This is a genomic window from Pseudomonas gozinkensis (assembly GCF_014863585.1).
Classification (GTDB): Bacteria; Pseudomonadota; Gammaproteobacteria; order Pseudomonadales; family Pseudomonadaceae; genus Aquipseudomonas; species Aquipseudomonas gozinkensis.
In genome coordinates this window covers 2,233,284-2,251,089 of the sequence record NZ_CP062253.1, presented here as the reverse complement: position 1 = coordinate 2,251,089, position 17,806 = coordinate 2,233,284, and the positions used below count along the sequence as shown (strand labels likewise).

The 17,806-nt window shown below is 58.8% G+C and carries 17 protein-coding genes and 4 tRNA genes; 5 read left to right on the top strand and 16 right to left on the bottom strand.

Translation table 11 applies throughout. The features are described 5' to 3' along the window. Positions 1 to 52: 52 nt before the first annotated feature. Together IHQ43_RS10035 and IHQ43_RS10030 are read right to left on the bottom strand one after the other, a co-directional pair. Positions 53 to 1,009, bottom strand: a complete 957-nt coding sequence (locus tag IHQ43_RS10035; protein ID WP_192564206.1) for a sugar ABC transporter substrate-binding protein — start codon at positions 1,007 to 1,009, stop codon at positions 53 to 55. A gap of 200 nt (positions 1,010 to 1,209) precedes the next feature. Continuing rightward, positions 1,210 to 1,662, bottom strand: coding sequence for a hypothetical protein (locus tag IHQ43_RS10030; RefSeq protein ID WP_192564205.1), 453 nt, complete (start codon positions 1,660 to 1,662; stop codon positions 1,210 to 1,212). 349 nt (positions 1,663 to 2,011) lie between these two features. Between IHQ43_RS10030 and IHQ43_RS10025 the strand changes: the two genes are divergently transcribed. From IHQ43_RS10025 to IHQ43_RS10015, 3 genes are all read left to right on the top strand, one after another. After that, positions 2,012 to 3,100, top strand: coding sequence for an asparaginase (locus tag IHQ43_RS10025; RefSeq protein WP_192564204.1), 1,089 nt, complete (start codon positions 2,012 to 2,014; stop codon positions 3,098 to 3,100). Positions 3,101 to 3,286: 186 nt separating this feature from the next. Then, on the top strand, positions 3,287 to 3,556 hold the full coding sequence (locus tag IHQ43_RS10020; protein ID WP_425220302.1) for a DUF1654 domain-containing protein: 270 nt from the start codon (positions 3,287 to 3,289) through the stop codon (positions 3,554 to 3,556). 4 nt (positions 3,557 to 3,560) lie between these two features. Then, positions 3,561 to 4,250 carry an endonuclease gene (locus IHQ43_RS10015; protein ID WP_192564202.1) on the top strand — a complete coding sequence of 230 codons (690 nt, stop codon included), beginning with the start codon at positions 3,561 to 3,563 and terminating at the stop codon, positions 4,248 to 4,250. A gap of 54 nt (positions 4,251 to 4,304) precedes the next feature. Here IHQ43_RS10015 and IHQ43_RS10010 read toward each other — a convergent pair whose 3' ends face one another. Together IHQ43_RS10010 and IHQ43_RS10005 are read right to left on the bottom strand one after the other, a co-directional pair. Further along, positions 4,305 to 5,207 carry a siderophore-interacting protein gene (locus IHQ43_RS10010; protein ID WP_192564201.1) on the bottom strand — a complete coding sequence of 301 codons (903 nt, stop codon included), beginning with the start codon at positions 5,205 to 5,207 and terminating at the stop codon, positions 4,305 to 4,307. An 87-nt stretch (positions 5,208 to 5,294) separates the two neighbouring features. Beyond that, a complete protein-coding gene (locus tag IHQ43_RS10005; protein ID WP_192564200.1) occupies positions 5,295 to 5,660 on the bottom strand; it encodes an SPOR domain-containing protein in 366 nt (121 codons plus the stop codon). A gap of 250 nt (positions 5,661 to 5,910) precedes the next feature. On the opposite strand from IHQ43_RS10005, the gene csrA reads away from it, so the two are divergent. Continuing rightward, on the top strand, positions 5,911 to 6,105 hold the full coding sequence (gene csrA, locus IHQ43_RS10000) for a carbon storage regulator CsrA (protein ID WP_003179932.1): 195 nt from the start codon (positions 5,911 to 5,913) through the stop codon (positions 6,103 to 6,105). 207 nt (positions 6,106 to 6,312) lie between these two features. On the opposite strand, the gene IHQ43_RS09995 is transcribed toward csrA, so the two are convergent. The 3 genes from IHQ43_RS09995 to IHQ43_RS09985 form a co-directional block, all read right to left on the bottom strand. Further along, positions 6,313 to 6,768: a DUF2214 family protein gene (locus IHQ43_RS09995; RefSeq protein ID WP_192564199.1), complete on the bottom strand. Its 456-nt coding sequence runs from the start codon at positions 6,766 to 6,768 to the stop codon at positions 6,313 to 6,315. A 340-nt stretch (positions 6,769 to 7,108) separates the two neighbouring features. Next, a complete protein-coding gene (locus IHQ43_RS09990; RefSeq protein WP_192564198.1) occupies positions 7,109 to 7,570 on the bottom strand; it encodes a GNAT family N-acetyltransferase in 462 nt (153 codons plus the stop codon). A 156-nt stretch (positions 7,571 to 7,726) separates the two neighbouring features. After that, a tRNA-Val gene (locus IHQ43_RS09985) sits at positions 7,727 to 7,803 on the bottom strand. 184 nt (positions 7,804 to 7,987) lie between these two features. Between IHQ43_RS09985 and IHQ43_RS09980 the strand changes: the two genes are divergently transcribed. Further along, positions 7,988 to 9,271 (top strand): NAD(P)/FAD-dependent oxidoreductase, encoded by a 1,284-nt coding sequence (locus tag IHQ43_RS09980; protein WP_074687695.1) that lies wholly within the window; start codon positions 7,988 to 7,990, stop codon positions 9,269 to 9,271. Between the two features lie 52 nt (positions 9,272 to 9,323). Here IHQ43_RS09980 and IHQ43_RS09975 read toward each other — a convergent pair whose 3' ends face one another. The 9 genes from IHQ43_RS09975 to IHQ43_RS09935 all read right to left on the bottom strand — a co-directional run bounded on the left by IHQ43_RS09975 (position 9,324) and on the right by IHQ43_RS09935 (position 17,774). After that, entirely contained in the window at positions 9,324 to 10,295 is a 972-nt protein-coding gene (locus IHQ43_RS09975) for an XdhC family protein (protein ID WP_192564197.1), read from the bottom strand. A 2-nt stretch (positions 10,296 to 10,297) separates the two neighbouring features. Further along, positions 10,298 to 11,533 carry a c-type cytochrome gene (locus IHQ43_RS09970; RefSeq protein WP_192564196.1) on the bottom strand — a complete coding sequence of 412 codons (1,236 nt, stop codon included), beginning with the start codon at positions 11,531 to 11,533 and terminating at the stop codon, positions 10,298 to 10,300. A gap of 2 nt (positions 11,534 to 11,535) precedes the next feature. Then, the gene (locus IHQ43_RS09965) at positions 11,536 to 12,075 is read right to left on the bottom strand and encodes a (2Fe-2S)-binding protein (RefSeq protein ID WP_007956473.1); all 540 of its coding nucleotides are present in this window, start codon (positions 12,073 to 12,075) and stop codon (positions 11,536 to 11,538) included. Beyond that, entirely contained in the window at positions 12,068 to 14,899 is a 2,832-nt protein-coding gene (locus IHQ43_RS09960; protein WP_192564195.1) for a xanthine dehydrogenase family protein molybdopterin-binding subunit, read from the bottom strand. The genes IHQ43_RS09965 and IHQ43_RS09960 overlap by 8 nt, the downstream gene beginning before the upstream one ends. Positions 14,900 to 15,321: 422 nt before the next feature. Continuing rightward, positions 15,322 to 15,398 (bottom strand) — tRNA-Asp (locus IHQ43_RS09955). A gap of 93 nt (positions 15,399 to 15,491) precedes the next feature. Further along, positions 15,492 to 15,568, bottom strand: a tRNA-Asp gene (locus IHQ43_RS09950). Between the two features lie 55 nt (positions 15,569 to 15,623). Then, positions 15,624 to 15,699: transfer RNA gene (locus IHQ43_RS09945), tRNA-Val, on the bottom strand. 90 nt (positions 15,700 to 15,789) lie between these two features. Next, positions 15,790 to 16,566 carry an SDR family oxidoreductase gene (locus IHQ43_RS09940; protein WP_041475192.1) on the bottom strand — a complete coding sequence of 259 codons (777 nt, stop codon included), beginning with the start codon at positions 16,564 to 16,566 and terminating at the stop codon, positions 15,790 to 15,792. After that, a complete protein-coding gene (locus IHQ43_RS09935; RefSeq protein WP_064594841.1) occupies positions 16,563 to 17,774 on the bottom strand; it encodes an O-succinylhomoserine sulfhydrylase in 1,212 nt (403 codons plus the stop codon). The genes IHQ43_RS09940 and IHQ43_RS09935 overlap by 4 nt, the downstream gene beginning before the upstream one ends. Positions 17,775 to 17,806 lie beyond the last annotated feature (32 nt).

Genomic DNA, 17,806 nt, shown 5'->3' with positions numbered 1-17,806 from the left:
AATCTCCATGCGCTCGCCCGGACGGGCGAGCGCCGTTGTGTCGCCAAAGGACTTACTTGGTGACCAGCTCGACCGGGGTTTCGATCACACCATTCGTACCACTGTCGACTTTCTCGCCCTTGATGATTTTCAGCGCAGTCTCGATGCCAAACACCGCTTGCTTCGCTGCGTACTGGTCGGCAGTCGCCAGAACGCGGCCGTCCTTGAGCATGGGCTTGATGGCATTGATGTTGTCGTAGCCGACAACCTGCACCTGACCGGCCTTGCCGGCAGCACGCACGGCAGAAACGGCGCCCACGGCCATGCTGTCGTTGCCGGCCAGCAGCGCCTTGACATCCGGGTACTCGCTGAGAATCGAAGCGGCCACCTTGTTGCCCTTGTCGATTTCCCAATCACCGGACTGCAGGGAGACGACCTTGATCTGCGCAGCCTCCATCGCATCCTTGAAGCCAGCGGTACGCTGCTGAGCGTTGGTCGTCGTGGAGACGCCTTCAATGATGCCGACTTCGTCCCCGGCTTTCAGTTGCTTGGCCAGGTATTCACCTACCAGACGGGCGCCTTTGCGGTTGTCCGGCCCCACGAACGGCACGCTGATATTCTTGCTTTTGATGACGGCCGGATCGAGCTGGTTGTCGATGTTGATCACGGTGATACCCGCATCGACAGCCTTCTTGATCACCGGCACCATCGCCTTCGAATCAGACGGCGCAATCACCAGCGCGTTGACCTTCGCCAGAATCATCTGCTCGACGATGCGCGTTTGCCCCGCCGTGTCGGTTTCGTCCTTGATGCCGTTGGAGATCAGGTCGAAATCGGCGGAATGTTCTTTCTGGTAGGCCTTGGCGCCGTCTTCCATGGTCAGGAAGAATTCGTTGGCCAGGGATTTCATGACCAAGGCGACTTTGGGTTTTTCAGGGGATTCGGCGAAAGCCGAAGAGACAGGCAGTGCGGCGGATGCGGCAGCCAGCATGGCAACAGCAAGAAGACGTCCAGCGAATGGCAGCTTCATGGGTTCACTCCGATCTTATGATTATTGTGAGCAACGCTTGCGCTGGCGTAAGCTCGCTGCACCCGCGACGATATTATTCCGTCGCGAAGGCCGCGCAAACGTTTGCGTAGACCGAACTATGCGAATCACGCCGACGTTTGTCAACAATCAGAAATCGGCATCGTATTACAGGGCGAATCCACGGATTCGCCCTTGAGTGCTCAAGCCGTAGTGTTGACCACATTACCGGCAGAAGAACCCTTCGACATTTCCTTGACCAATGCAGCCGAGACTTCCAGCAGCGCACCGCTGGTTTGAGCGATCTGCCCCTGGATGGACATCACCGCCTGCGACTTGGCTTCGGGGGTTGGGTAACTCGCAGCTTGCGCGGCAGCCAGTTGCTGTTGCTGCTCCTGAAGCTGCTTCTGCAGTTCCTGCATCCGTTTGAGCAGCGTCTTGATTGTGACGCTCAGATTGTCACCGCTTCCAGCCTCGCTTGCGCTTGCCTCCTGGGCGGGACCACCGGTTCTGACCTGATTGCTTTCAATCTTCTCGGTACCCAGTGCATCGGCAGACGCATCGGCTTCAGCTTCACTCATTGCATTGATCGTAGCGGCCGTTTTGCCGCCGATCGTGACCGAACCGGGATTTGAAAAACCGATAGTCAATGACATTTGAACTCCTGAAAAATTGGATCCCTATCAAGGCGCATCGGCCAGCGCACCGTTTTCTTTAGCAGAGATCTGAAAAGCAGCCAGTTCAGTCTGTGGACGAGGCTCGTAGTCCTTTTCGGTGAGCCGAACGAGAAAACATCCTGTGTTCGGAAACCCGGATGAGCGAGGCAAGTTCACAATCAATCTTCGAATAAATCTTGATTTAAATCATAAGGTTAAACATTTCTCTCAAGCAGAGTACGACTGGTACAGATCCTGCTCCCTCCCTGCACCCCTGGCATTCAGATCGGCCCGGGGCGCATCTAGATGAACCTGCATCAGCACCGTCTCACTACTAGAGAGAAAAATAATGACATCTGCTTTGAAGAGTTTCGTTCCGGGCGCTTTGGCCCTCCTCCTGCTCCTGCCAACCGCCCTCCAGGCAAAAGAAGCTGAAACCCAGGCCAAACTGGCCAACGTGGTAGTACTGGCCACTGGCGGCACCATCGCCGGCGCCGGCGCAAGCGCAGCGAACAGCGCGACCTATCAGGCCGCGAAGGTTGGCGTCGAACAATTGATCGCCGGTATTCCCGAGCTGAGCAAACTGGCCAATGTGCGTGGCGAACAGGTCATGCAAATCGCCTCGGAAAGCATCACCAACGAAAACCTTTTGCAATTGGGTCGTCGTGTTTCCGAACTGGCCGACAGCAAAGACGTCGATGGCATCGTCATCACCCACGGCACCGACACCCTGGAAGAGACCGCGTACTTCCTGAACCTGGTGGAAAAAACCGAAAAGCCGATCATCGTCGTCGGCTCCATGCGCCCGGGCACCGCCATGTCGGCGGACGGCATGCTGAACCTGTACAACGCCGTGGCCGTCGCCAGCAGCAAAGAAGCGCGCGGCAAAGGTGTACTGGTGACCCTGAACGATGAAATCCAGTCGGGTCGCGATGTCAGCAAGATGATCAACATCAAGACCGAAGCCTTCAAAAGCGCCTGGGGCCCGCTCGGCATGGTGGTCGAAGGCAAATCCTACTGGTTCCGCCTGCCAGCCAAGCGCCACACCATGGATTCGGAATTCGACATCAAAAACATCAAGAGCCTTCCTGATGTAGAAATCGCTTATTCCTACGGCAATGTCAGCGACACAGCCTACAAGGCCCTCGCCCAGTCCGGCGCCAAGGCGATCATCCATGCCGGTACCGGCAACGGTTCGGTTTCCTCCCGAGTGGTTCCGACCCTGCAAGCGCTGCGCAAGGACGGCGTGCAGATCATTCGCTCGTCTCACGTCAATGCCGGTGGTTTCGTCCTGCGTAACGCCGAACAGCCTGACGACAAATACGACTGGGTAGTTGCTCACGACCTGAACCCACAGAAAGCGCGCATCCTGGCAATGGTCGCGCTGACCAGGACCAACGACAGCAAAGAGCTGCAACGGATGTTCTGGGAATACTGATTTGACCTCGCCTGATCTTTTCCTGATCGGGCACTGACTTCCCCCTTCGTCAACTTGACGGAGGGGGAAGCTTGCACCTCCTCCAAAGAAAAATTTCACCTGAGTGACATCAAAACCGGAAAACCGCTGTCAGAGGATTTTCTTGAATTTTAAGCAGTTGCGAAAATGCCTACAGTTAAATACTGTATGCACGTACAGCTTAATAAGGATAACCTCGTGGCCACTTCCCCTGATGCTCCTGACGCTTACGAACGCATGGGCATGCGCGTTCAAAAAATCATCAACTCCCCCACCGCACAAAAAGTCAAAGCCGCACTGATCTTCCGCCTTCCGGACGAGCCGGTGGATGACTGGGAGCGCTTGCTGGAAGAGATCGACGAAAACGACAACGTCACCCTCGCCTACCGCGACGATGGCGGCGTACAGATTTTCTGGGTTGTGCCGAAGGAAGATTGATTCAATGATTCTGCGTTTTGTTGCTGTGCTGTTGCTGTTCATTTCCCTGGGTGCGCAAGCCGGTGCACCGCGTACGTTCACCGAGGCCAAGAAGGTCGCCTGGAAGCTGTACGCACCACAATCCACCGAGTTTTATTGCGGGTGCAAATACACCGGCAACAAGGTTGATCTGGCCGCCTGCGGCTATGTCCCGCGCAAGAACGCCAAACGGGCATCCCGCATCGAATGGGAGCATATCGTTCCCGCGTGGCAGTTCGGCCATCAGCGTCAATGCTGGCAGGAAGGTGGTCGCAAGAATTGCACACGCTACGACCCGAGCTATCAGAAAGCCGAAGCCGACCTGCACAACCTGGTGCCGAGCATTGGCGAGGTGAATGGTGACCGCAGCAACTTCAGTTACGGTTGGCTGCCGGTCGAAAAAGGTCAGTACGGCTCATGCCTGACTCAGGTCGACTTCAAGGCGAAGAAGGTCATGCCCCGCCCATCGATTCGCGGCATGATCGCCCGCACCTATTTTTACATGAGCAAACAATATGGCTTGCGCTTGTCGAAGCAGGATCGGCAACTGTACGAAGCCTGGGACAAGACTTATCCGGTGCAAGACTGGGAGCGCCAGCGTAATCAGAGCGTGGCGTGCGTGATGGGACGCGGTAACGAATTTGTCGGCCCGGTGAACCTGAAAGCCTGCGGTTGATCGTTACTCAAAAGAAAAGGCCTTGAGCGATAAACTCAAGGCCTTTTTTTGTGCTCAACCGCCAGACTTGTTGTAACGCCAGTAGCCCATCAGATTGAGTGATTCACGAGGGATGCCACGCTCCTTGATCAGGTATTTGCGCAGGCTCATGACAGCGGCAGATTCTCCAGCGATCCAGCCATAGAACCCTTCGCTGGCCGTATCGGCGATCTCCCACAGTATCTCTTCTTCGATGTCGACATCCGCCAGCTCGACCGCTTGCCCAACCGGCGATGCATCGACAGGCAACGTCGCCTGCCGCACGGCTTCCACCATCAACGTGCCAGCGGTCGCGTGATCGCGGATCAGCCATTGCACCGAAAGCCCGGGCCAGTCAGGAACCTCCAACATGTCCTCACGACTGTCGACTTCAAAAAACGCCTGGGTCTGCGGCGGCTCAGCCAGAGCCGCCAGCTCTTCCAGAATACCCATGGCGGCCGGCAAGGCCGTCGCATCGGCGACCAGCAGAAGTTGCTTGAGCGCTTGCGGTGGCTTCCACTCAAATCCCCCTGTCTCTTGCGCCGAGAATCGACTGTCAGGCGCAAGAATCTGCATCGACTCGCCAGGCTGCGCGCGCAACGCCCAACGGGAGGCAGGACCCGTTTCGCCGTGCAAGACGAAATCGATATCGACTTCACCTGACTCAGCGCGCAAATGACGGATGGTGTAAGTGCGCATCGCCGGACGGCGATTGACCAGCATCGAGCGAAAACGAGCGTACCAGCCCTCCCCTTGAGAAAGCCTGGCAGGTGAACCATCAGCCGCAGGAAAAAAGAGCTTCACTCGCTGATCCGGCGCCCAGGTCGCCATTTCGGTGACTGCCGGACCGGCAAGTGTGATCCGCATGAGATGCGGGCTCAACTGATGCTTGTGACGCAAAACAACGTCGAACAACTTGTAAGGGTTGGCGGAGGCCATGCGGAGCTCCTTCTGGGTCTCTTCAGTGATTCCTTGAAAAACGAATCACACTGGACACCCTTTAGTCAGCTCCGCCAAATGGATCGCTTATTGCGCAGGCATGCGCTCGATCACCAGCGTCTCGATGTTCTGCTTCTTCGCCTTGATCAGCGCTGCATTCACATCCGCCTGGCGAGCCTCGGCGTCAGCTTTCGAATTGAAAGGACCGAGCAGGATGCGGGTCTTGCCGCTGGCGTCCTTGACGACGCTGGCCACAAAGGCATGCTCGATCAACCAGCCACTGAGGTCGCTGACGGCCTGAGGGGTTTCACCGCGCACTTCGAGATCCCACTGAGGGCCGACCGCAGCAGGCGCCGTTACCACCGCCGGTTTCGGCTTTTGCGCATCCACACTCTTGCCTTCGCCACATCCTGCCAATGCCAGTGCCGCGACCACCCAGACCAATTTGCGCACAACACTTCCCTCTGAATTTTCAAAGCGGCGATCTTAACACTCGAGAATCCTTTCGAAGGTCCGCAAAATGCGACACAAAACTACGAGATTGATGCTGGCGGCCCCTGTATAGTTACGCGCTGGGAATTAATGCCGCTGCTGCGCGTCAGAAAGAGGCACCCAAACTGTAAGACTTCGCACTAATCTATACGTACACCGACCTCTGCACTGTCTGAATCAGGTGCCCTACAAAGCAATCAAGGAGAAGACCATGCTGATACTCACCCGCAAAGTCGGTGAAAGCATAAACATTGGTGATGACATCACGATCACCATTCTCGGCGTCAGCGGCCAGCAAGTTCGAATCGGCATCAATGCTCCGAAGAACGTTGCAGTGCATCGGGAAGAGATCTACCAGCGCATCCAGGCTGGCCTGACCGCTCCGGACAAGCCACAAACGCCCTGAGCCCTGCCGCAGTCAGTAGCCAGTTCGTTTGCCTGCGCGCAATGACTGGCTAAAGATTCAAGCGCCGTATTGCCATTCCCCCACCTCCTTGGTGACGGCGCGTGCCACGCCCCTCCCTGCCTCAACCCTTCTCGCAACCGATACTAACCGCCATTCAATGGGCTGGCTGTCGGACGTTTCCGAATAGCGGCTGGGAATCTCGCCCGCCTAGCCGAATGTAACGCCACGCGCCATCCCGGTGGCCGCCACGACCATCAATATCAACAGCAGCGCTTCGGCATGACTGATCCGCGCGAACACCTTTGCACGCCCCATGTCAGGGACAACACCACGTGCCTTGGCCACGCGCCACTTGATCAGCGTGATCATCGGCACGAGTTCCAGAAGCAGAATCAGCACAAACAGGGTCATCTTCAGATGGAACAGCGGCTGGTGCAGGTAGTAGTCGGCTCCCTTCTCATAACCTCCGAAGGCGCGCATGCCGCCGGTGATGAGCAACACCAGCGCCGAAAGCCCCCATAGATTGTCGGCAAGCAATACGCGTCCGACCTCACCGGAGCCGGACGCCAGGCGACTGAAGGCCGTCCCACGCGTCAACACCGCCCAGAAGCCTGTGGCAAACGCCAGTAAATGAATCGCTGCAAGAAACCAATGAACCAGCATCGATGAACTCCTGTCCGGCAGAGTTGAAATCAGCCAAACAGTAGTAGTCGAAAAAATGTGGGCTTGCCTGTCACCCTCCCGGGAAACAGAAGCCGGCGAGACGAAAGACTGGGCGGAGGTTATGAAAGGGTAAATCGCGGGCAAAAAAAATCCCAAGCAGCTGATGGAAGCTTGGGATTTAAAAATGCATAAACCGTGGTGGTGAACGCGGGGCGGATATTACTGATTTTTCCAGTATGTAACAACGTATTTTTGATAACCGGATGGTTAATAAAATCCATAACCCCTTAAATATCCACACTATTTAAAAGGGCGCTAGCGACGGTTGACGACGAATGGATCAAAATCCATCGCGATCAATGCGCATCTGGCTCAAAAACTTTACAAAAATGAACTCGGGATCCCCCGGATCAAGGTTCTCCACCATGCCGCTGTGCTGATATCCAAGATTGGTCAGCAGCTGTCGCATCGGTAAGTTGGACGTATTGGTCGACGTGAAGATCTTTTCTGCACAAGCATGATGCTCCAGACCACTCACGATCTGCCGCCCCACACCGGAACGCCTGTTCGCACTGGAGACGACCACGAGAGGTATGAACCACTCTCCAAAAAAACTTCGATCCAGACATCCATAGCCGAGAGGAACGCCAGGATCGTCCGTCTCGCAAACAATCCAGCACTCCTCCGCCCGCACAGCCCTCACGATGTACTCACGACGGCAGCTATCTTTTTCAGCGACAGGATCAATCTTCAACAGGCTTTCGATATCGCCTGGACCGGCGCGCCTGAATTGACGACTCATGAATACACCCCTGCAAATGTGCCGAAGTGTAGCTGCCGCAGGCAGCGCGGAAGTTTAGCGACCAGTGCTTGCGAGGGTTTTGCAAATCACAGACAACAAAAAAGGGCTCACCTTTCGGTGAGCCCTTCCAGACCGCCCAGCAGAGCGGATTTTGTTTGGTAGGCGCGATTGGACTCGAACCAACGACCCCCACCATGTCAAGGTGGTGCTCTAACCAACTGAGCTACGTGCCTGCTGTGAGGCGGCATTCTACGGAATTCCGGAGGGGTGTCAACACCTTTTTTTCACCTAACCCTATGAATATGCAAAATATTTAATTTCGACCCGCCGCAAGAAGATTTCCCGGTGGCTGGCGGAGGTTTTTCAACTGGGGTAGGATCGCTGCACTCGTAAAATATATTAAACAGAGGCTGCAGGATGGCGAACACCCCTTACCCAGAGTCTTATTACGCTGCGTCGGCCAACGCCGTACCACCACGCCCTGCCCTGCAGGATGACGTGGAGACGGATGTCTGTGTGATCGGCGCTGGTTATACGGGACTTTCCTCGGCGCTGTTCCTGCTGGAAAACGGTTTTCGCGTGACCGTGCTGGAAGCCGCCAAGGTTGGCTTCGGCGCTTCGGGACGCAATGGCGGGCAGATAGTCAACAGCTACAGCCGTGACATCGACGTGATCGAACGTAGCGTCGGCCCGAAACAGGCACAACTGCTGGGGCAGATGGCGTTCGAAGGCGGCCGGATCATTCGTGAGCGCGTCAGCAAATACAACATCCAGTGCGACCTCAAGGACGGCGGCGTATTCGCCGCCCTTACCGCCAAACAGATGGGCCACCTGGAATCGCAAAAACGCTTGTGGGAACGCTTCGGCCACACACAGCTGGAACTGCTCGATCAGCGCCGCATCCGCGAAGTGGTCGCCTGCGATCAATACGTCGGCGGCATGCTCGACATGAGCGGCGGTCACATCCACCCGCTTAACCTGGCATTGGGCGAAGCCGCTGCCGTGGAATCCCTGGGCGGGACGATCTACGAACAGTCGCCGGCCGTGCGCATCGAACGCGGCGCCAATCCGGTTGTGCATACACCGCAGGGCAAGGTCCGAGCCAAATTCATCATCGTCGCCGGCAACGCCTACCTCGGCAATCTGGTGCCGGAACTGGCAGCCAAATCAATGCCGTGCGGCACTCAGGTCATCACTACCGAACCTCTCGGCGATGAACTGGCAAAATCTCTGCTGCCGCAGGACTATTGCGTCGAAGACTGCAATTACCTGCTCGACTACTACCGCCTCACCGGCGACAAGCGTCTGATCTTCGGCGGCGGCGTGGTGTATGGCGCGCGGGATCCGGCAAATATCGAAGCGATCATCCGCCCGAAAATGCTCAAGGCCTTTCCGCAACTCAAGGACGTGAAGATCGACTACGCCTGGACCGGCAATTTCCTGCTGACCCTGTCGCGCCTTCCTCAGGTTGGGCGTCTGGGCGATAACATCTATTACTCCCAAGGCTGCAGTGGCCACGGCGTGACTTACACGCACCTGGCCGGCAAGGTACTGGCCGAGGCACTGCGCGGACAAGCCGAGCGCTTCGATGCGTTTGCCGACCTGCCGCACTACCCGTTCCCCGGCGGGCAACTGCTGCGCACACCGTTTGCCGCACTGGGCGCGTGGTACTACGGATTGCGCGACAAGCTCGGTTTCTGACGCGCATAAAAAAGGGCCGCTGAACAGCGGCCCTTTTTACATCCAGCAAAAATCACAACTGATCCCGCGCAATCCCGCTGCGAATCCGCAGAATATCCGCGAGCACCGCCAAAGCGATTTCCGCCGGCGTCTTGCTGCCCAGGTTGAGGCCTATCGGCGCATGAATCCGCGCCAGCTCGCCCTCACCCAGACCGCCAATCCGACGCAAGCGCTCGAAGCGTTTTTGCGATGTCTGCTGCGAGCCCATCACACCGATGTAAAAAGCCTCGGTGCGAACGGCCTCCATCATCGCCAGATCGTCGATGCGCGGATCGTGAGTCAGCGCCACCACCGCCGTGTCGCGATGGCAACCGCCATCGGCAATGAACACCGACGGCAGTTGCCGGCGGATTTCCACGCCGTTGAGCACCACGCCTTCCAGCACCTCATCGCGTGGATCGCACAGAATCACTTCGAAGCCGAGACCGACCGCGAACTCCGCGCACGCCTGCGCCACGCTGGAGTAGCCGGCCAGCAGTAAACGCTGGGCAGCCCCGATACGGATCCGGACCCGGTCGATTTCACGCTCGATTCGCGCACCCTGTTCACGATCGGTAAACAGACTGCGCGCGCCTGTGGCCAGATCGACCTCGCGAATCAACCGGCGCTGACCCAGCAACGCCGATTCGAGCTCACGCAAGTGCGCCTGCACATCGCAGCCGGCGTCAAATTTCTCTACCAGCACATCAAGAATGCCGCCACAGGGCAGGCTGACACGCGAACGCGGATCGTCACCTTCGCCATAACGCACCACATTGATCGCTTCGAGAAACGCACCTTCGGCGACGCGCTCGAGAAAGTCTTCCTCGACACAACCACCAGACAGCGACCCGATCCACTGTCCGCCGTCGTTCACCGCCAGCAGCGAACCCGGCGCGCGCGGTGCCGAGCCGTAGGTGGTCAGCACGGTGCAAAGCCAGATGCGCTGCCCCGCCGTCGACCACTCCAGCGCCCGCCGCACAACCTGCAGATCGAGATGCTGCATGATCAGTGCGCCTTGTGCTCGATGGACGGGGCGTCGGCCTGAAGCTTCTGCACATCGCCGACCGCCAGCTCGGCCGACTGACCACCCCAGCCCTGACGCAGGTAGTTCAGCAGATCGGTCAGTTGTTCGGCACTGAGCTTGTCGGCAAACCCCGGCATCGGCTGCATGTGTTCGAACCCGGCGAATTTCTGTTCGCCGATACCATCCTCGATCACTCGCAACAGGTTGCGCGGATCTTCCAGACGCAACGTGGTGTTGCCACGCATGGCCACCGCGATGTGCGGCTTGCCTTCGCCACCGGCCGCATGACAGCCGGCGCAGACGTTCAAGTATTCCTGACGGCCGCGTTGAGCGCTGGCAGCGAGTTTTTCCACAGGCACGTCGGTCAGTTCTTTCGCCGCCGGAGGCTTGTCGCCCAGCAGGAAAGTCGCCATCGCCGCCAGATCCGGATCATTCAGACCCTGGGTGCTGTTGTGGAACACCGGGAACATCTCGTTGAACATCGTCCCTTGGGCGCTCATGCCATGCTTGAGGAACGTGCTCAGATCCTGATGGTTCCAGCCGCGCGCCGCCAGATCCGTTGCCAGCAGGCTCGGCGCCAGGTAACCGTTGAGGATGCCGCCGGTCAGGCGTTTGTCTTGCTGCATCGCGCCGGGCAAGCCGCGCGGGGTGTGGCATTCGCCGCAGTGACCGAGGACGTCAACCATGTATTGGCCGCGCTTCCAGGCTTCGCTTTTGCCTTCGGCTGGTTCCAGCTTCACATCCTTGCCATACAACATGTTCCAGCCCATCAGGCCCAGACGCACGTTGAACGGGAAGCTCAGGCTTGTCACCGGTGCGGCGCGCTCGATCGGCTCGATGGTTTTCAGGTACGCGTGAATCGCATCCGAATCCGCACGCGGCATCAAGTGATACGAGGTGTACGGCATCGCCGGATAGAGGTTCGCGCCGTCACGACGCTTGCCTTCAGTCAGCGCAGCGAAAAACTCGTCGTCGTTGTACAAACCGATGCCGTGCTCTTTGCTTGGAGTGATGTTGGTGCCGTAGATCGTGCCGAACGGCGACACGATCGGCAGGCCGCCGGCAAATGGCGCGCCGCCGGGCGCCGTGTGGCACGCCATGCAATCAGCCGCACGGGCGAGGTATTCGCCTCGCTTGACCTGATCATCCGCGTGCACCGCCAACACAGGCGCAGCCAGCCCGACCGCCAGGGTCAGGCGGGTGAGTAATTGCTTCATGCTCAACCCTCCTTGACCAGGCCGAGATCGGTCAGCACGTTGCGGGTGGCGTTGTAGTAACGCACGTAACCGGTGCAACGGCAGACGTGATGGCCGAGGCTGTCCTCGATGACTTGTTCCAGTTTGCTTTTGACGATTGGCTGGCGTTGCAGCTTTTCCACCAGCACGGTCGCGGCGTTGACGAAGCCCGGCGCGCAATAGCTGCACTGGAAGGCGAATTCGTCGACGAAACGCTGCTGGATCGGGTTCAGCTCGGTGACCTGGCCTTGCTCGTCACGCTTGGCGTGGCCTTCGATGGTGCGGACTTTCTTGCCCTCGAAGTAATGCGCGCCGGTGATGCAGGTACGCACTTCTTCGCTGGTGCCGTCCGGGTTATCGACGATCACCACGCAGGCGTGGCAGATGCCCTGACCGCAGCCCAGGCGCGAACCGGTGAGGTTCTTGTATTCGTGCAGGTAATCGATCATCGGCAGGTCATCAGGGATGTCCACCGGGCCGACGGATTGACCGTTGAGGGTCAGTTGAAGCGGACGGTTAGCCATTGAGGGCCTCCTTGATGCGCGCAGCAGTGATTGGCAGATCGCGAACACGTTTACCGATGGCGTGCGCCACGGCGTTACCGATGGCACCAACCACCGGGATCATCACCACTTCGGCGATGCCTTTGGACGGGTCGCTCGGGGACAGCGGCGGCAGGATTTCCGACGTCTGCTTCCACACCGCCACATGCCGCGCCATCGGCAGGCGATAACGGTTGAAGTTCCAGTCACCCTCCCCCGGCCCGCCTTCGTACAGCGGCATCTCTTCCATCAAGGCGTGACCGATACCCATGGCGATCCCGCCTTCGAGTTGGCCACGAACCAGTTCTTCAACCAGCACCCGGCCGCATTCCAGCCACGAGTGATGGTTGAGCACTTCGACTTCTGCCGAACCTTTGTTGACCTTCAACTCGACCAGCGTTGCGACCGGGCTGTAGTAGGTCACGGCGGCGTTGTTCAGCTGAACCACCGGATAGGCGATGTTCTGCCGATCCAGCAGGTGGAAACCGGCGCTGGTCATCTGCGCTTTCTTCGCCTTAGGGGCGCCGTCACCGTACTTCACCGCCAAACCGTCGAGCGGCAGACGCTCGCGCACGCCGTCGATGCTGTATTCGGCTTCTGCCCAGCTCCAGCGGTTGAAACCGTGAACGGTGGCGCCAGTGACCAGACCGCGCTCGTGAGCACGCTTGGCCAGCTCTTCGAAGGTCAGCGGCTGCATACCGTTGGCGGTCAGTTTGCCGTCGACCCAGTGCGCATCTTCGCGACGCACCACGTAAGGGTTGGCCTGGCCGCCGTACGGGCCCTGCCGCCAGATCTCCAGGGCCGCCGGCCACAGACCGTGGTTGAACAGCACGCGCGCCGCTTCACGGGTGGCGTGGCTGAAGTAATAGGCGGAGTTGGTCGCGGATGAGGCAGAAGCCAGCTTGCCGACCCAGCGCGGATTGCGCAGGAAGTTGTCCTGCTCGGCCTGGCTCATGATGTAAGGGTTGCCGGCGGTCACCAGCTGCATCTCATCCCACTCGGTTTCGCCGGTCTTCACATCGTGCGCCGCGCTGCCGAGGAAATCAGCCACCACCAACGCTTGCGAGGTGGACATGCCGGTGCCGATCTCGATGCCGATATGACGCAGGGAAATGCGCCCGTCAGCGGTGAACTCGATGCTGGCCATCGGTGCTTCGGAACCGGTGCCGAAGTCTTTCTGGCAAATGGCGAAACCCACGCCATACCAGTTGTCCGGGTCTGCCGCTTCGCGCTGTTTCTTGATCGCGTCGCGGTTTTTCCAGACTTCGTGCAGCGAAGCTTTGTCGAGAATCTCGTGCAGGCGCAAAGCACCGGCCGGGATCGCGCCCTGGGTGTTTTTCATCCCCGAGCGCAGTGCGTTCTTGCGGCGCAGATCGATAGCATCGACACCGAGGCGATCGGCGATTTCGTCGACCATCATTTCGGTGGAGGCCATGCTCTGCAGCGTGCCGTAGCCACGCATCGAACCCGCTTCAACTGCACGGGAATGGTAAGCAGTGACCTGCAGGTCGTTCTGCGGCATGTAGTAGATCGACTGCGCGGCAGTGGCGCCAACGGCGGCCACCGACGGGCTGTAGTTGATCCGACCGCCACCATCGACGCTCATCTCGGCACGGAAAATCTTGAAGCTCTGATCGGTCTTGTCCACTGCCAACTGGTAGCGGATGTCGAATGGGTGACGCTTGATACCGCTCTGGAACTGCTCGTAGCGATCGTTGGCGAGGCGAATCGGCACACCCGCGCCGTACAACGCCGCCAGGGCCGCGTAGTAAACGAAAATGTTGTGGTCCTTGGAACCGTAACCGACGGTGTAACCCGGATGCATGTTCAGGTTGGCCAGACCGAAACGCGACGGGCCGATCATCTTCGCGGTCTCGGTGGCGGTTTCCAGCGGGCACTGAGTGGCGACGACGAAATGCAGGGTCTTGGTCGCAGGGTCGTACCAGCCGTTGCCGTTGTCCGGCTCCATCGCGGCAGGTTCGATCGACGGGGTTTTGTAGCGCTCGTCAAACACCAGCCAGTTGTCCGGCGGGCTATCGATCTCTTTTTTCATGCGATCGGCGTAGAACAGGCCGCGTTCGGTCAGGTTGCCGTGCAGGTTCGGCTGGGAATTCCACACCGGACGACGGTTCTTCAGCATCGGGAACAGGATCGAATCCTTGAGGCTGGCGAACTCGTCTTCGTCCGCCGACGTCGGGCCACCGACGCGCACGTAGCGGAAACTGCCATAGGGATCGCCTTCGTAGAACGGTACTTGCGCACCGTAACGAATCGCTTTGTCATTGAATTTGAGTTTGCTCTTGGCCTGACGGAAACGTTCGAAGTCGTTCCAGATCAGGATCGCCACCGGGTGGCCGATGAACATCGGCACTTTGCCTTCCGGCAGCAATGGATCCGGCGCGTGCTCTTCCGGGAATACAATACCGTCCTTGTCCAGGTCGGCCGCGGTGACAATGCGGTCAGGCTGCAGATCGGCGGCGAGCCACGACAGGTCGTAGCCGTCGTAGATGCGGTCGGCCTTGATGGTTTTCAGCAACATGGCGTGGCCTTGTTGCTGGGGCCAGCCCGGCATGTCCTTGGAACGGATGTCGCGGGCAAACACCTTGCTGCCGCAGACCTTGGACAAGGCATCGTTACGCTGGCGCGCCTTGCCGTTGTTACCGAGCCACTGCTCGGACGGCACGGTCACGCTATTTTCCATCAAGGCAGCCAGCGCCTGACTGCTGAGCGGCGTGAGCGTAACGCTCACACCCGCCACCAGCCCGCCCTGAAGGAACGAGCGCCGGGATATTTCACGGTTGGACATGGATCATCCTCTGGGCGGTTATGGATCCGCCCTTCTGGTTATCTACTGGGAATCTCGAGTCTTGCAGAAGCCCTTTTTGGCTAAACAAAGGGCGTGATGACAGTGCAAAGCTGACCGAAAGGTTAACTTTAAAGGTTTCTGCGCTCGCAGCAAACAACCAGTTACAAAAATTTGACCAAAGAATCAAAAATCAATGCGGCATCGCATCGCAGCGACCCATGGACGCAGGAGAGATTGCCCGGCGGCATCGAACGAGCCACGGCTTACGATCATCGCTGGATTTCAGAGGAGGAATTTGGGAAAGGTCAAATTTCAGACACAAAAAACCCCGGTCTTTCGACCAGGGTCTTTGCTATCGATGCCGAATCAACCAAAGGTTGCTTTCGGTGTTTCAAGGCGTTCAGTGGTCCTTGAAACAGATATGGCGCAGCGGACGGGACTCGAACCCGCGACCCCCGGCGTGACAGGCCGGTATTCTAACCGACTGAACTACCGCTGCGTATCGCTTTGAGCTGACGCTCAAGTAACTCGTTTGACTGAAAGCTTCGGTGCTTTTCAATCGCGAACCAGACAGTGTCTGACTCGTTGAATATGGCGCAGCGGACGGGACTCGAACCCGCGACCCCCGGCGTGACAGGCCGGTATTCTAACCGACTGAACTACCGCTGCGCGTCGGTGCAGGCACTTTCAGCCTACGCTCTTGCTTGCGCAAGTATCTCGGGAGTGGTGGGTGATGACGGGATCGAACCGCCGACATTCTGCTTGTAAGGCAGACGCTCTCCCAGCTGAGCTAATCACCCGTTTGCATCTCCGAGGCCGCGAAATTTACGCAGGTAGCGAACCTAAGTCAATAGCAGGATTGAAGTTTTTCTAAAAAAGACGAAATTGCTTCATTCCGTATAAATCATCTTCTTGGTCATGCCGCCATCGACCACGAATTCCTGCCCCGTCACAAACCCTGCATTCTTCGACAGCAACCACGCCACCATCGCCGCGACATCCTCGACCGTCCCTACCCTGCCCGCCGGATGCTGGGCATGATCGGTGTCGGTCAGCGGCTCCGCGCGACGGGCGGATGGATCCCGCGCATCGATCCAGCCCGGACTGACCGCATTGACGCGAATCTCCGGCCCGAGGCTGATCGCCAGTGCGTGAGTCAGCGCCAGCAAACCGCCCTTGCTCGCCGCATAGGCTTCGGTATCCGGCTCCGACTGCGCCGCACGGGTCGAAGCCAGGTTGACGATCGCCCCGTTGTGCGCACGCAGATACGGCGCACAGTGCTTGGCCAGCAACATCGGCCCACCGAGGTTCACCGCCAGCACCCGATTCCAGTAAGCCAGATCGAGGCTTTCCAGCGTGATGTTGTGCGGATCGGCCACGGCAGCGTTGCACACCAGCGCGTCCAGACGACCGAACTGCCCCAGCACCTCAGCGACACCCAACGCCACCTGGCTTTCGTCCGCCACGTCCATGGCGATGAACCAGGCGTTTTCGCCCAGCACCTTCGCCACTTTCGAACCACGGACACGATCCAGATCCGTCAACACCACCTGCCAGCCTTCGCTGATCAGCCACGCTGCGATCCCCAGACCGATCCCGCGCGCGGCACCCGTGACCAATGCAACGCGGCCATGGGTGCCGATCTTTGGCGTAGACAACTCGATCACAACGCCGCCAGACCGCGCGACAGGTCGGCTTGCAGGTCAGCGACATCTTCCAGGCCAACTGCGATACGGATCAGACTGTCACGAATGCCCGCGGCCTCACGCTCCTGAGGCGCCAAGCGACCGTGGGATGTGGTGCTCGGGTGCGTGATAGTGGTTTTGCTGTCACCCAGGTTGGCCGTGATCGAGATCAGCCGGGTCGCATCGATGAAGCGCCAGGCGCCCTCTTTGCCGCCCTTCACCTCAAAACTCACCACCGCACCGAAGCCTTTCTGCTGACGCTGAGCCAGTTCGTGCTGCGGATGGCTCTTGAGACCGGCGTAATGCACCTTCTCGATACCGTCCTGCTGCTCCAGCCATTCGGCCAGTTGCTGGGCATTGGCACAGTGCGCTTTCATCCGCAGATTCAAGGTTTCCAGACCCTTGAGGAAGATCCAGGCGTTGAACGGGCTCAGGGTCGGCCCGGCGGTACGCAGGAAACCGACGATTTCTTTCATCTGCTCGCTGCGACCGGCAACCACGCCACCCATGCAACGGCCCTGACCATCGATGAATTTGGTGGCCGAGTGCACGACGATGTCTGCACCGAGCTTCAGCGGCTGCTGCAAGGCAGGCGTGCAGAAGCAGTTGTCGACCACCAGCATCGCACCCTTGGCGTGCGCGATTTCCGACAGCGCGGTGATATCCACCAGCTCAGCCAACGGATTGGACGGCGACTCGACAAAGAGCAATTTGGTGTTGGACTTGATCGCTGCGTCCCAGGCCGACAGATCGGCCAGCGGCACGTAATCGACTTCCACACCAAAACGCTTGAAGTACTTCTCGAACAGACTGATGGTCGAACCGAACACGCTGCGCGACACCAGCACATGATCACCGGCACTGCACAGGCTCATCACCACCGCCATGATCGCGGCCATGCCAGTGGCCGTGGCCACCGCTTGCTCGGCGCTTTCCAGCGCGGCGATGCGCTCTTCGAACGCGCGCACGGTCGGATTGGTGTAACGCGAGTAAACGTTGCCCGGTACTTCCCCTGCAAACCGCGCAGCCGCGTCGGCGGCGGTACGGAACACGTAGCTGGAAGTGAAGAACATCGGATCACCGTGCTCGCCTTCCGGCGTACGGTGCTGACCGGCACGTACGGCCAGGGTATCGAACGCTACGCCTTCGAGGTCGCTGTCCAGCCGACCGGCATCCCATTCCTGACTCATGCTGTCACTCCTTGCCCTGTTCTCGATAAATA

Coding starts and splice junctions, on each gene's coding strand:
- IHQ43_RS09960 (WP_192564195.1), bottom strand. CDS start 14,899: ATGTCCAACCGTGAAATATCCCGGCGCTCGTTCCTTCAGGGCGGGCTG.
- IHQ43_RS09980 (WP_074687695.1), top strand. CDS start 7,988: ATGGCGAACACCCCTTACCCAGAGTCTTATTACGCTGCGTCGGCCAAC.
- IHQ43_RS09935 (WP_064594841.1), bottom strand. CDS start 17,774: ATGAGTCAGGAATGGGATGCCGGTCGGCTGGACAGCGACCTCGAAGGC.
- csrA (WP_003179932.1), top strand. CDS start 5,911: ATGCTGATACTCACCCGCAAAGTCGGTGAAAGCATAAACATTGGTGAT.
- IHQ43_RS09990 (WP_192564198.1), bottom strand. CDS start 7,570: ATGAGTCGTCAATTCAGGCGCGCCGGTCCAGGCGATATCGAAAGCCTG.
- IHQ43_RS10030 (WP_192564205.1), bottom strand. CDS start 1,662: ATGTCATTGACTATCGGTTTTTCAAATCCCGGTTCGGTCACGATCGGC.
- IHQ43_RS10035 (WP_192564206.1), bottom strand. CDS start 1,009: ATGAAGCTGCCATTCGCTGGACGTCTTCTTGCTGTTGCCATGCTGGCT.
- IHQ43_RS09995 (WP_192564199.1), bottom strand. CDS start 6,768: ATGCTGGTTCATTGGTTTCTTGCAGCGATTCATTTACTGGCGTTTGCC.
- IHQ43_RS10020 (WP_425220302.1), top strand. CDS start 3,287: ATGCACGTACAGCTTAATAAGGATAACCTCGTGGCCACTTCCCCTGAT.
- IHQ43_RS09970 (WP_192564196.1), bottom strand. CDS start 11,533: ATGAAGCAATTACTCACCCGCCTGACCCTGGCGGTCGGGCTGGCTGCG.
- IHQ43_RS09965 (WP_007956473.1), bottom strand. CDS start 12,075: ATGGCTAACCGTCCGCTTCAACTGACCCTCAACGGTCAATCCGTCGGC.
- IHQ43_RS10015 (WP_192564202.1), top strand. CDS start 3,561: ATGATTCTGCGTTTTGTTGCTGTGCTGTTGCTGTTCATTTCCCTGGGT.
- IHQ43_RS09975 (WP_192564197.1), bottom strand. CDS start 10,295: ATGCAGCATCTCGATCTGCAGGTTGTGCGGCGGGCGCTGGAGTGGTCG.
- IHQ43_RS10010 (WP_192564201.1), bottom strand. CDS start 5,207: ATGGCCTCCGCCAACCCTTACAAGTTGTTCGACGTTGTTTTGCGTCAC.
- IHQ43_RS10025 (WP_192564204.1), top strand. CDS start 2,012: ATGACATCTGCTTTGAAGAGTTTCGTTCCGGGCGCTTTGGCCCTCCTC.